The organism is Leptolyngbya sp. AN02str (assembly GCF_050565595.1).
GTDB lineage: Bacteria > Cyanobacteriota > Cyanobacteriia > Elainellales > Elainellaceae > Kaiparowitsia.
In genome coordinates this window covers 19,298-32,728 of record NZ_JBNXVR010000049.1, presented here as the reverse complement: position 1 = coordinate 32,728, position 13,431 = coordinate 19,298, and the positions used below count along the sequence as shown (strand labels likewise).

Here is a 13,431-nt window from a genome sequence, read left to right as displayed (position 1 = left end):
ACGAAGCGCGACCGGAGCAGTCATTTGGCAAACCAGTGGAAAAACGCAACGGAAGGCGCAAGGGATTAAGCAGAGTCTTGGGCGATATCGTCATCTTCGACGGGGCTCAGCAGCAAAAGGGCCGTCCAGCGATCGCTGGCCCGCACCTCCAGGGCAGCCGGGGTACCGCAGCCAAAATGCGGCATTCCCTGATTCACCACTCGCGACGGAATATCGTGAGCGGCCAGAAGCTGCTGCATCATTTCAGCTTCCCAGCGAGCGTTGGTAGTTTTAAGCGTTACCCAAGTCACGCCAACTTCATACGGGAAACAGACTACGGATCAGATCTTATCAGAGCACGGGAGAAGCCGAGACAACGGCCAAGTGCTACCCCACAAAACACCGTTGTGGAGAGCGTTCGACAGTTTGGGGCGAAAAGTTGGGGCGAGAAGCCACTCTCGCTAACCCTGACGAACCCATTCTCCTCGAATCCTGGGAATTCTCAACCACCACCACATCACAGCTACAACGACGGAAAAAAGAGCTGCTGGTATCCCAATAGCAAAAACTCGCCAAAAAAGACCGTGAGAATCGCTCCCAAAGCCAAAAAAGGGCCAAAGGGCATAGGTTGACGACGGCTAATCAGTCCGAGTGCGATCGCCCCACCCCCAACAAACGCCCCCATCGCACAGGCCAAAAAGCTCGCCAGTAGCAAATCTTGCCAGCCCAGCCACGCACCCATCATCGCGGCCAGTTTGGCATCACCGCCGCCCATGGCCGCCTGCCCCAGCACCAACGTGCCAACCACCGCAATAAGCGTAAACATCCACACGCCCAAGCCCGCGCCCAAAATGCTGTTCATGAGTGCGTGGGCCATATCCCGCCCGGAGCCCACGAGAGACCACCCCAGCAGCCCCCGAAACACGATCCCCAGCACCAATCCAGACTGAGTGAGGGGATTGGGCAACGTCATCGTGTCTAAGTCAATAAATGAAAGCGCAATCAGCCAGCTGACAAATAGCCAAAACCCCAGCATGGGGAACCAAGTGCCAAATCTGAGAAATATCCCGACAAATAGCAACCCCGTCGCTGCTTCAATCAGGGGATAGCGCAATGAAATGGGAGTTTGGCAATGACGGCAGCGACCGCGCAACCACAGCCACCCCAACACTGGCACATTGTCATAGGGTCGAAGCGGTGTGTAGCACACAGGACAGCGGGAGGGCGGATGCAGGAGCGACAGCCCCGCAGGCAAGCGATAGATCACCACATTGAGGAAGCTGCCGACACATGCCCCCACCACAAACGCCAACCCAATTTGGATTGCCAAAACGAGTGTTTCCATCTCATGTCCCAATGCAGGTTTCAAGTTAGCCCTGCGGTTTTCCTGTTCAATCTTCGCCTAAGCCGGCCCAACTAATCTACTCGCAGCCCGAGTCGAGGTATCAGGCGATCGCCCAACCTAGATTTTTGTCGAATTTTGTTGAACGCAGAGTTTAGTAACACAGGCCACATTTGTACAGGGCGATCGCGAAAAAAATTTACGCCAACTTGTGCATCCTCTTAAAAACAATCGGTTTTTCCAAAGTTTGCATTTCTTATCTTTCAGCAGATTTTTCCCCACTTATTCCACACGCTTTCCACAAGTATGAGAAAGTTTTCCACAGGCGTTCCGATCTTTTCCACAGGGTCGAACGACAGCATGGGGCATTGGGGGAATTGCTGGGGAATACGCTTTCGATCCGCAGCATTCTCATAAAAGCCGTTTTTTTGTAAACTAACGTAAAGAAACAAAGGCCAAAACCCTGATTCTTTCGTAAGTCTGTTTTAAACCTGAAGAACCTCTTCATATTTCGCAGCGTTGACAACCCTTTTCTGCCATCGCACAATGATGCGACATCCGAGAAAGCGCTCCGACCTGAGTAAGCCATTAATCCACAGAGGGACTTGCAAAGTATTACCAACTGTGAAGCGTCTGGCGATAGGGACGAGTTGCTCGCTTCTGCCTGTTTGAGTAGGCAGGGCACAAGGTGTCACCAGCTTCGTCAGCGATTCCAAAACAGACAATTCTACGCCCGGTTCTGCTGCGTTCCGTGGCGAGCAATTTGAATTGTCTAAAATTTTTGGCTGTCTGTTCGCTGTTTCTGTCCACCCGCTCCAAAACGTTTGAGGTTTCTACAACATGAATGCAACTGTTAGCATCCTGGCCGAAATTCCCGAAGAGCTTCATGAGTCGTTGCAGGGCTACCTCGAAACCCACCCCGATTGGGATCAAGATCGCGTCTTTAGCGCTGCGTTGTCTTTGTTTTTGTTGCAAAACGGCACTAGCGAAAATCCCAACAGCGCATTGAGCTATCGTCGTGCAGCACGGGTTTACCTCGATACGCTGTTTAAGCACGCTGTATAGGTTTCGCGCAGGGTTTGGGCATGGTACGCCCAAATTATGATTGCGAACCGTAACAGACCGTAACAGGCTGATTAATGGTGGTGCGAAACGACGCTATGATCAGGGTTCTGGAGGGAGAGGAGCGAACTCAATGAATTACCTTTGGTTCAAAGCGTTTCATATTGTCGGCATTGTGGCTTGGTTTGCAGGGTTGTTTTACCTACCGCGTCTATTTGTCTACCATGCCGAAGCTTACGAACAACCGGAGCCGGCTCGCACCATCCTCAAAAATCAGTACCAGATTATGGAGAAGCGCCTCTACAGCATTATTATGACGCCGGCCATGCTGCTCACCATTGCAATGGCGATCGGCTTGGTTACGACAGAGCCAGAGGTGCTAAAGCAGCCATGGCTGCATGCAAAGCTGGCGATTGTGGTGGTGTTAATTGGCTATCACCATTACTGCAAAAGGCTCATGAAAAAGCTCGCCGCAGATGAGTGCAAAATGACGGGCCAACAGTTTCGTTGGTTCAATGAAATTCCAACAATTCTCTTTATTGTGGTTGTCATGTTGGCAATCTTCAAAAACAATTTGCCAACAAGTGCGACGGCATGGGGCATTGTTGGGATGGTGATTGCATTTGCAGCGGCGATTCAGCTCTATGCACGCAAGCGTCGGCTTGAGCGAGAGCGCGCATCTACCCTACCGGATGGGTCGGTTGCAGAGACGGAAATGAGTGGTACTGCGTCTTAAGCCTGAGTTCTAGCTTCTGAGATAGCAACGTTAACGATTTGCTTGATATCAATTCTGATTTTAGAGATTAGGGAGCGATCGCTCCCTTTTTTCTTGCCATGTGGATGTGTGTGGTATCGCCAACGCTACCTCAAGGAAGATGCATTGCATCAGATTTGCTGAATCGGGATTGTGATGATGAATTCTGCACCTTGCCCAGGACTGGAGATACATTCCAGAGTTCCACCATGTCGTTCGGTCACAATTTGGTAACTAATGGATAGTCCCATTCCTGTTCCTTGACCAACCGGTTTGGTTGTAAAAAATGGATCAAACAAGCGTTGTAAATTTTTGCTTGAAATACCTGGACCGTTATCAGCAATGTGAATCTTAACTTTTGACTCTACAGTTCCTGATGCAACGGTTTCTTGAATCATTTCAGTCTTAATCCAAAGATGGCTGGGATTGTTCGTAATCTCATCGAGCGATCGCTCTTCATCCCGTTCTTCCAGAGCATCAATTGCGTTGCTCAGAATGTTCATAAAGACCTGATTCAACTGTCCCGCATAGCATTCTACAAGCGGTAACTCATGGTATTCGCGCATCACTTCAATGGCGGGTCGATTTGACTTTGCCTTAAGTCGATTCTGCAAAATCATGAGGGTGCTATCAATTCCTTCATGAATATCTACTGCTTTGAATTCTGCTTCATCCATACGCGAGAAGGTACGCAATGAAGCAACGATCGCCTGAATGCGTTCTGAACCGACTCGCATCGAGTTCAACAGCTTGGGCAAATCCTCCATCAAAAAGTCCAGATCAACCGCATCTGCCTCTTCTTGAATTTCGGGATGGGCGGCGGGGTAATGCTTGCGATAAAGCTCAATTAATCGCAACAGATCTTGGGTGTAGTCGCTAGCGTAGTTGAGGTTGCCCGAAATAAAGTTCACCGGATTATTAATTTCATGGGCAACTCCGGCCACCAGTTGGCCAAGAGAGGACATTTTTTCGCTTTGAATAAGGTGAGTTTGGGTGCGTTGGAGTTCTTGCAGCGTAGCCTGAAGTTCTTGGGCTTTGGTGCGGCTTTGGTCGTACAGTTCGGCCTGGTTCAGCGCAATCACTAGCTGATCGACCACGGTTTGCACCAGTTCCACCTCATCATCAAGCCAGATCCGTGGGCCAGAGCGCGAACTACAGCCCAGAACGCCAACAGCGCCAGAATGCGTGCATACGGGCAATGCCAAGCTTGCGCGATACCCCAAGCGTTGGTAGAACACGCGAGCTTTGCGATCGCTCAGCGTAAAGGTGTCATCCACCCGTACAATTTCGCCCTGGAGCACCACATCCGAAATCGGCTCGATGTGAGCATTGGGCACATGAGATCCCAGCAATCGCGGCATATCGATAAAGCACGATTCCTCCACCACATCCCAGTAGGGAGGGTCAGCTTCGGGCTGATACCAGGCAAACATGCAACTATCAATACCAAGAACAACACGCATTTCATGCACAGCCACCCGCAAAATTTGTTGAATATCTAACGAGTTGCGAATTTGGCCAATGAGCTGGTTGATCAGGCGCTCGTGCTGTGCCTGCTGTTGCAATTGCTCAGCCGATTGCAACAAGGCGGCTTCGGTCTGCTTGCGCTCGGTAATGTCTTCAACCATGCCCAGCAGGCCCATAACATTTCCCTGCGAGTCGTGGAGCGGAATTTTGTTGACCGCAATCCATTGCGCCTGCTGCGTTACTTCATCCACGGTTTCATAAATCGCGTGCTCCGTTCGATTGGCCGCTAAAACTTGGCGATCGCGCGCTCGATATCGCTCAGCGCGATCGCCAACTTCGGGCAAGTCATAATCGCTCAAGCCCACAATTTGCTTTGGATGTGACAATCCAGAAAACTTAGCCTGACTGATATTGCACCCCAAATACACCAAATCTTTGTCTTTCCAAAAAATGCGTTGGGGCATAGTGTCAATCACCAACTGCAACATTTCTTGAGATTGTTGCACAGCTTCTTGCGCTCGTTTGCGATCGCTAATATCACGCACATTGGCCAGCACCACCGAGCGATTGCTCAACGACACCCGCTGCAACACAACTTCCACATCAAACACCGTTCCATCATGGGGACGTTTGACCCGCCATGCAAACTGACAGGTTTCACCATCCAGTACTCGTTGCCACAGCGGCGGCAGATCATCAAACGGGTTATCGGCGCTGGAGTAATCCTCCACGATCGACATGGTTAGCGCTTCGTCGTAGCTAACGCCAAACATCTCCAGCATTTTGGTATTCACGTCCAGCAGCGTTAGATCCAGATCGTGAATAAAGATGGCATCGTGAATTGAGTTGAACAAGGTGCGCAAATCTTGGGCGGATGCTTTTAGCGCCTCTTCGGCTTGCTTGCGCTCGGTAATGTCTTCTAGCGTAATCAACAGTCCAGCAACCTCACCCTGCGCATCGTGAATGGGAATTTTGTTGGCCTCTACCCAGCGCAACTCACCACTGGATAACCGCTGCGGCTCTACGATGCGATACAACGGTGTATCGGATTCCATCAATTGCTGATCTTCTTCTCGATAGGCTGCCGCCTGTTCACTCAGCCATGGCAGATCAAAGTCTGTTTTGCCCACAATGGCGTTGGGATGAACAAAACCGGTCAGCTTGGCGTGGCTTTGGTTACAGCCTAGATATACCGAGTTCCGATCTTTCCACATCACCCGTTGGGGAATGTTGTCGATCACCAAGCGCAGCATCTCTTGCGATCGCTCCAACTCCGCTTCGGTTTGCTTGCGATCCGTGATAATGCTCGCCGTACCAACCAGGCGAAAAATGCGCCCAGTCGAATCCCGCAAAGGAGAGAGGGTTGTCATCGTCCACTCGATCGAATGGGTGAACTGAACTTTTTCCTCATAGGTAATCGGTGCGTCAGCCGCAATACAGCGTTCGTAGTTGCGCTGCACATGGTTGCCCATTGTTTCACCAAACGTTTCGATTGGTGTTTTACCAAAAGCCTCGGCAGTGGTTACTTGGGTAAACCGTTCACAGGCCAGGTTAAAGCTTTCGTAGCGAAACTCACCTGACTCGGTGTAGTTCACGGCAAACATGATTTCCGCCGTACCGTCATAAATGCTGCGTAAAAATTCTTCGCGCTGTTGCAGCGCGATCTCAATTTGGCGTTGCTGAGTGACATCCTCGTAGGTGCCAAATACCCCAATTACTTCTCCTTGCTCATTGCGCAACGGAAGTTTACTCGTTTTGACCCAGCGCAGGCTGCCATCGGCATAGGTCATTTGCTCTTCGTAGTTCATTTTGGGTGCGTTGCTGGCAAGCACATCCCGGTCGTGTGCTTGATAAGCGATCGCTGCATTGCCCCACGACACATCAAAGTCCGTAAGGCCAATCAACGCGTCTGGTGAGTCAAGCCCTGCGTCCTGCGCAAACAGCTTGTTCCCTCCTAGATAGCGCAGGTTGACATCTTTCCAAAATACGCGCTGCGGCAAGGTATCCAACACAAGCTGGAGGAGTGCATTGGAGGTTTGACAGGCTACAGCCCCGCTGGGAACAGGTTCGACTTGGGTGTCCTGAGGCTGCAACATGAGCTGCCAGCGATCGCCCCCGGTGCGATAGGTGCTGTGCCACGTGCAGGAAATCGACTGGGCTGACTGGGTTTGAACAACCAGCGTTGTTGGGAGACAGCGGGTGGGAGATTGCAAACTTTGCAAGATTGGAATGAGCGCATCCAACTCGGCATGGTGATCCGTATGAATAACATCCAGTAGCGATCGCCCAATTACGTCATGCTGGGGGTAGCCAAAGGCATGTTCGGCGGCGGGGTTCCACAGGGTAATGGTGAGGTTCGTGTCGGTTTCGAGCGTGGGCAGTGGCGATCGCTGAATCCACTCCAGCAAGGCACACTGCTCTTGTGCCACAGCATCGTAGCGTTGTCGTTCTAGCTGACAGGCGGCTTCTAGTTCGCGAATACGCTGATGAAGAAGGTGGATTTCCGGATTGGAAGATGGTGCCTGCATAGATATCGTTGGCTAGTCGGACTCGAACATGCATACAGGGTTCCCGTTCTGCCGTTGAAACGCATAATCACGCTGGCCAATTCAGCAGCTTGCACTGAGAGGTTGAGCATGTTGGCGCATAGACAGCTGCAGGAATCGCGTGCGATCGCCCTCAGATTACATTCATTCACCTTTTAGACATGAAATTCCTGAACGCGAACGTTTAGACATCAAACTTCAAACGTTTAGCTATCGAACGTTGAGTCATCGAATTTTTAGCCATCAAATTTTTAGCTATCGAACGTTTCAGTCATCAAACGTTTAGGCATCGCACGATGAGCCAGCGGGCTTGGATTGTTGATTGGGTCAAGTTGGGTCAATTGGATCAATGCCCCATGCGTTGGGCCAAGTGCTGCTCAAGGGTGGCGCGCATGATATTCACTGGAGCAGGCTGCTGAGTCCACAGTTCCAGCGCGGCGGCTCCCTGCTGCACCAGCATTTCCAAGCCATCCAGGGCGATCGCTCCCACAGCCTGGGCATCTTGCAAAAACTGGGTGGGTCGCGGAGTGTAGATGAGATCGTAGGCGATCGCTCCGGGAGATAGTTTTGCCAGCTGATGTTGGCTCAGCGGCGATGCATTGCCATGCGGATACATGCCAATGGGCGTTGTGTTCACAATTAACGAGGCATTGGGCAACAGCGCATCGATCGCATTCCACCCATGGGCGGAGATCGCCACCTTCAGCGGAGACTCGTGCCAGCTCGTTTGAAACGCCTGCACTTTTTCTAGTTGTCGCCCTACCACATGCACGTGCCCAACCCCCAACTGGGCACAGCCCGCCACCACCGCCCGCGCGGCACCACCATTGCCAAGCACCACCACTTCGGCATTGGCCCAGTCGCGTGTAATGCCTTGCAGCGGAGCCAAAAATCCTTGCACATCGGTATTGGTGCCCATCCAGCCTTGTTCGGTACGGCAAACGGTGTTAACGGCACCCACGGCCTGGGCCAGATCGCTCACGCTGGTTAGCAAGGGTATGATGGCCTGCTTGTGGGGAATGGTGGCGTTAAACCCAACAAGACCGATCGCCTCAAAGCCCCGCATTGCATCGGCTAAATTCTCCGGTTTAACCGGAAGCGGCACGTAAAGATAATTTATGCCCATCTGGGCGATCGCAGCATTGTGCATCATCGGCGATAACGAATGTTCCACAGGATATCCGATAACGCCCAGCAATTTTGTGGATCCAGTAATCATGAGAGTGTAACAACCAGGAAGCTTGAGATCATGAAAAACGTTTTTGCATCCACTGCTGTGCAGATGCAGTCCACCGGCCAACGCCTGGAAACGCACACCCAGCAGCTTAAATCTAAACTTCAGACTTTAGCACTCAACGTCAACACAATCGACACCGAGCTGCACCAGCTAGAACATGAGCTAACCACACTCACCACTCATACCCAAGGCTTGACCGCCAAGCTGGATGCGATTCGGGCTACGATACAGCAGTTTCAAACCAGCCAGTTCAGTTCCAGCCAGCCAAATACTCACCCGATCCCTGCCAACCGTCCCTTATCTCAGGTCGCGGGTACTAGCTCGGCAGCATCTCACGCGACGGCAAAGTCTCCCTCATCCGCATTGCCTGCGACACCGCCCGCAATCTTGCCCGCAGCTCTGCCCGCATCCCCTCAACCGACCAAAGCTCCAGCTTTTGAAACGGCCTACCGCAAGGCCAGCTAACGGGCTTAGAGTTGGGTGTGCGGCTAAGGCAATTGGGCTAGGTTGACCAACTCAACTCTTGCCACATTCAGCCCGTGGTTTCACACACCGAAATCCAGTTTCGGTGATGGTGCACAGTAGTCGAGGCGATTTGAATCATCTAGATCCAGTAGCTCGATCCGGTCGAGCTTGGCGCTGTGAATCTAGGTTCTGTAGAGTGTTGCCTTGAGCCAGGTCTAACCCTTCATCACAGTTGCGAGCGAAACGGTTGCTATAGAATCAGTACATCACGCCGACCACACTGCTCATGTTGGGAACGCTGCTTGCGGGACGATACAAAATTTTAACCAGCCTTGGGGCGGGTGGCTTTGGGCAAACCTTTTTGGCAGAAGATACCCAAGGGCATCGCCAGTGCGTGGTGAAGCAGTTTCAGCCGAGCAGCCGCGAAACCAAGTTTTTGGAAGTTGCACGGCGATTGTTTGACACCGAAGTCAATATGCTGCGGCTGTTGGGTCAACACGACCAAATTCCCGATTTTTTTGACTCGTTTGAAGAGAATAAAGAGTTTTATCTGGTTCAGGAGTTAATTGAAGGCATCTCGCTGGCCGAAGAGTTTTCGCGGCGATCGCGGCTGACTGAAGATGAGGCGATCGCCATCCTAAAAGATGTGCTGACCGTCCTGCAATTTGTTCATCAGAACCAAGTCATTCATCGCGACATCAAACCCGGAAACCTGATTCGGCGCAAGCAAGATGGCTGCATTGTGCTGATTGACTTTGGGGCCGTCAAAGAAATTCAAACTCAAATGACCGGCATGTCGGGCAAAACTAACCTGACGGTGGGCATTGGCACCCAGGGCTATACCCCCAGCGAACAGCTCATGGGCAAGCCCCGCTACTGTAGCGACATTTATGCTTTGGGCATGACGGTGATTCAAGCGCTGACGGGCATTCCCCCGGCTCGCCTGCCAGATGATGAACTCACCCAGGAAGTCCAGTGGCACAGTCACGCCACCGCCAGCCCAGGACTTGCCTTCATTTTGGATCGGATGGTGCGGTATGACTACATGCAGCGCTACCAGTCGGCAACCGATGTGCTGCATGCGCTAGGACGGCTGGGCGACTTGCCCACCAGTACAACCGAAATTCCGTCAGAGATTGAGCTGTCGGAGCTGCTACTGCCAGAGGCTCTGTTCAAACAATTGCAAACTCAGCCAACTGTGCCACCCAAAAGTTGGCAGCAGCGGTTGCAAGAAGGACTGAAAACGGTGGCGATCGCATCGTTGGCCGTGAGTGGTCTGTTTGTAGGGGCGCGCTATTTGGGCTGGACAGAATCGTGGGAACTGGCGGCTTATGATCAGCTCGTCCGGCTGCAGCCAGAACAACCGCCCGATCCGCGATTGCTGGTGGTGGGCATTACCGAAGCCGATCTGCAAGCCCTACAGCGAGCCACCCCATCGGATGCCTCCATTGCCGAAGCGATCGCCAACCTGCAACTCCTGCAACCCCGCCTGATTGGCCTCGATCTGCTGCGCGACCTGCCCCAAGACCCCGGACGAGAACAACTGCTGCAACAGTTTGCCGCCAACAACGTCATCGCCATTACTCAAATTGGCAACACCACCACCAATCAAGTGCCGCCTCCGCCCGGTGTGCCCGATCAGCAGGTGGGGTTTAACGATCTCACCCTGGATGCCGACAATGTGGTGCGGCGAAATCTGATGTTTGCAACGGTGGGCGATACGCCAATGTATTCCTTTTCGGCGCGGCTGGCGCTGCAATACTTGGCAAAAGCCAACATGACCCCGCAGGATAGCCAGGAAAATCCAGGAACCATGGTGGTTGGCGATCGCACCTTTCCCCCACTGGAAGCCACCTTTGGCGGGTACCAACCCACCGATGCCCAGGGCTACCAAATCATGCTGCGCTATCGCTCCAACCAGCCCGCCGAAATGGTTTCCCTATCGGACGTGCTCAGCGGCACCCTTACCCCCGAGCAGGTGAGCGATCGCATCATTCTCATTGGCACAACTGCCCCCAGCGCCAAAGACTTGTTCTACACGCCCTACAGCGCTGGGCAGGACAGCGAACACCAAATGCCAGGGGTGATGGTTCACGCCGCCATGACCAGCCAACTGTTGACCACAGTGTTGGATGGGGAGGCGGTGCCCTGGGCTATTTCCGACTGGGCAGAATTGATCATTCTGATTGGCTGTACGGTGACGGGCAGCACAATCGCCTGGGTGCAGCGGCATCCGGCAGTGCTGGTAGGTGGATTGGTAGTGGGCGTGGGTGGCTTGGCAGGGGCCGGTGTCGCCACCTTTGCAGCAGGTGGCTGGGTTCCTTTGGTGACTCCGGCGATCGCCCTGGTGCTATCCATAGGCGGCGTGTCCGTCTACCGCGCCTATGCCGAATCACGGGAACAGCAAGAGATGACCGCACTCTGGTGGGGAGCGACAACGGCTCCCCTGACGCGATCGCGCCCCCGATAGGCATGCAGACCGTACAACTCAGCCCCAACAGATCCCTATGTTAGAAATAAATTTCACCCCGATTTGAAACCCTTCGCCATCAGCCCCTATGATGAGGTAAAACGTTTGTTCTAGCCTGCGCCCTCCACTCGTCTCCTGCACCCTTGTCCTCCTCCCTCGCCAAACATCGATCGATCGCCGAAGTGCTGCCGGGTATTCGCCTCAACCGCCAGCAGCGCAAGGCGTTGCGTGCGCTCGAAGCCTTTACCCAAAGTCGCGATCGCTTCTATTTATTGACGGGGTACGCAGGCACCGGCAAAACAACTCTGCTGCAAGCGCTGATCAAACGCATGCGGGCCGAAGGCGACAAGCGCAAAATTGTGTTCACCGCCTTCAGCAACAAGGCCACAAAAGTTTTGGAGAACATGGCCTCGCAGTGGGAACTGAATATCGACTGCATGACCTGTTGCAAACTGCTGGGGCTGCGTCCCGATATTGATGTGACCACGGGCAAGCAGGTGTTTCGTCCCGATCGCGATAGCGAAAACCACATCGATCGCTACCAGCTCGTCGTCGTCGATGAAGCGTCGATGATTAATGCAGAGATGTGGAGCCTGTTGGCGATGCAGGTGATGGATCTACTGTCCAAAACGCAGCTCTTGTTTGTGGGAGATGTGGCACAGCTACCGCCCATTGGTGAGCCAGAATCTCAAGTCTTCCAATCCATCGCCGATCGCTCCGATTTAACGATGGTGGTGCGCTACGGTGGGGCGATCGCTCTGCTGGCCGAGTCCATTCGCAACAATTTGGAGTCGGCATACCTGCCCCAGTTCAAAACGGAGGCCAATGGCGATCGCACTGAGGGGGTGATTGTCGCCAACCGTTTGGACTGGGAAAAACTGTTGATTCGCGCCTTTCAAAGCGATGCCTACAAGGCCGATCCCGACTATGTGCGGGCGCTGGCTTATACCAACCGCCGCGTCGATGCGCTCAACCACACCATTCGCTCTGCGATTTATGGGCCTGCGGTGCCCCGCTTTGTGGCAGGCGAACGGCTGGTGGCCAACAGCCCATGCTTTGCAGGCGATGCGCTGCTGATGCAAACGTCGGCAGAGTGTGAGGTGCTGGATGTGGGCGCCTCGACCTATGGGCCGTGGCAGGTGTGGACGCTACAGGTGATGACAGATGATGGCTATTTGCGATCGCTCCATGTGCTCCACGAAGCCAGCCAGGGCGAGTACGACAAGCTGCTCAAGCTCTATGCCGAAGAAAAGCGTTGGCAAGAGTTTTGGGATTTAAAAAATCTATTCGCCAACTTGAGCTATGCCTATTGCCTGACGATTCACAAATCTCAGGGTTCTACGTTCCAAAATGTATTCGTGGATATTCCCAATGCGTTGATCAATAAGAATATTCGCGAACGGAACCAATTGTTGTACGTTGCAGTCACGCGAGCATCTAAACGATTGTTCGTGTGCTAATTCATGTTGCGAATTTATCAAGATCTGGATGGGCGATCGCACGTTTGCATTCACCCTATCCAAATCTTGATTCGGGCGATCGTGATCGGACTCAGCCTATCGCACCAGCACAGTCATGACTTTGCCATTCGCAAACGGTGCGGGAATGATGGGGGTGAACTTCACTCGGTCGTGCACCACCTGTTTTACAACCAGCTCGTTCATGATGTGAACGACTTGCTCTCGCGTACCGATAATCCAAATCTGCGGCTTTTCGGGCTGGGGCACAGGCACCAGCTCGTTAAACTCCGATGTCATATTCTGTTCCTCGCTAATGCAATGAAGATGTGTGGAGAAGAAAAGCTTAAGGCGTGGTACCCAACCACTTATGTAGCATTAGCGAGGTGAAACGATAAAATCGATCCAGCCTAGCCCTCTGCGACCCCAGAGAGTTAGGTTAGCTGGTTAGGCAGTGCGACCAACACTCCTAATCAGCGTCCTCACCTTAAGCCTGTCTTTGGTTAAATCACCGGAACAAATTTCCGGTATCGCACACAATAAAACAAAACGCCAAGAGAACACAAGTACCCCTCAGCATTTTGTTATGAATTCTTGATCTTTTGGCACTGTTCACATGCTTACAGAAAAATGTTGAACGAACAAGGCTCAA

10 protein-coding genes are annotated in these 13,431 nt (G+C 52.7%); 5 read left to right on the top strand and 5 right to left on the bottom strand.

The annotated features are described in order from the left end of the window. Positions 1-65: 65 nt before the first annotated feature. Positions 66-290 (bottom strand): putative signal transducing protein, encoded by a 225-nt coding sequence (locus ACQ4M4_RS25015; protein ID WP_430687203.1) that lies wholly within the window; start codon positions 288-290, stop codon positions 66-68. A 212-nt stretch (positions 291-502) separates the two neighbouring features. Further along, on the bottom strand, positions 503-1,324 hold the full coding sequence (locus ACQ4M4_RS25010; protein ID WP_430687202.1) for a prepilin peptidase: 822 nt from the start codon (positions 1,322-1,324) through the stop codon (positions 503-505). A gap of 837 nt (positions 1,325-2,161) precedes the next feature. Between ACQ4M4_RS25010 and ACQ4M4_RS25005 the strand changes: the two genes are divergently transcribed. Next, a complete protein-coding gene (locus ACQ4M4_RS25005; RefSeq protein ID WP_430687201.1) occupies positions 2,162-2,386 on the top strand; it encodes a DUF2811 domain-containing protein in 225 nt (74 codons plus the stop codon). A 130-nt stretch (positions 2,387-2,516) separates the two neighbouring features. Continuing rightward, positions 2,517-3,119: a protoporphyrinogen oxidase HemJ gene (gene hemJ / locus ACQ4M4_RS25000; RefSeq protein ID WP_430687200.1), complete on the top strand. Its 603-nt coding sequence runs from the start codon at positions 2,517-2,519 to the stop codon at positions 3,117-3,119. A 149-nt stretch (positions 3,120-3,268) separates the two neighbouring features. Here the strand turns inward: hemJ and ACQ4M4_RS24995 are convergent, their stop codons facing one another. After that, positions 3,269-7,132 (bottom strand): PAS domain-containing protein, encoded by a 3,864-nt coding sequence (locus tag ACQ4M4_RS24995; protein ID WP_430687199.1) that lies wholly within the window; start codon positions 7,130-7,132, stop codon positions 3,269-3,271. Positions 7,133-7,496: 364 nt separating this feature from the next. Continuing rightward, positions 7,497-8,369, bottom strand: a complete 873-nt coding sequence (locus ACQ4M4_RS24990; protein ID WP_430687198.1) for a shikimate dehydrogenase — start codon at positions 8,367-8,369, stop codon at positions 7,497-7,499. A gap of 30 nt (positions 8,370-8,399) precedes the next feature. Here ACQ4M4_RS24990 and ACQ4M4_RS24985 point away from each other — a divergent pair, with 30 nt between their 5' ends. From ACQ4M4_RS24985 to ACQ4M4_RS24975, 3 genes are all read left to right on the top strand, one after another. Further along, positions 8,400-8,852 (top strand): hypothetical protein, encoded by a 453-nt coding sequence (locus ACQ4M4_RS24985; protein WP_430687197.1) that lies wholly within the window; start codon positions 8,400-8,402, stop codon positions 8,850-8,852. A 286-nt stretch (positions 8,853-9,138) separates the two neighbouring features. Continuing rightward, positions 9,139-11,322: a CHASE2 domain-containing protein gene (locus ACQ4M4_RS24980; RefSeq protein WP_430687196.1), complete on the top strand. Its 2,184-nt coding sequence runs from the start codon at positions 9,139-9,141 to the stop codon at positions 11,320-11,322. Positions 11,323-11,465: 143 nt separating this feature from the next. Then, positions 11,466-12,782, top strand: a complete 1,317-nt coding sequence (locus ACQ4M4_RS24975; RefSeq protein ID WP_430687195.1) for an ATP-dependent DNA helicase — start codon at positions 11,466-11,468, stop codon at positions 12,780-12,782. Between the two features lie 96 nt (positions 12,783-12,878). Here ACQ4M4_RS24975 and ACQ4M4_RS24970 read toward each other — a convergent pair whose 3' ends face one another. Continuing rightward, positions 12,879-13,079: a hypothetical protein gene (locus tag ACQ4M4_RS24970; protein WP_430687194.1), complete on the bottom strand. Its 201-nt coding sequence runs from the start codon at positions 13,077-13,079 to the stop codon at positions 12,879-12,881. Positions 13,080-13,431: the final 352 nt, after the last annotated feature.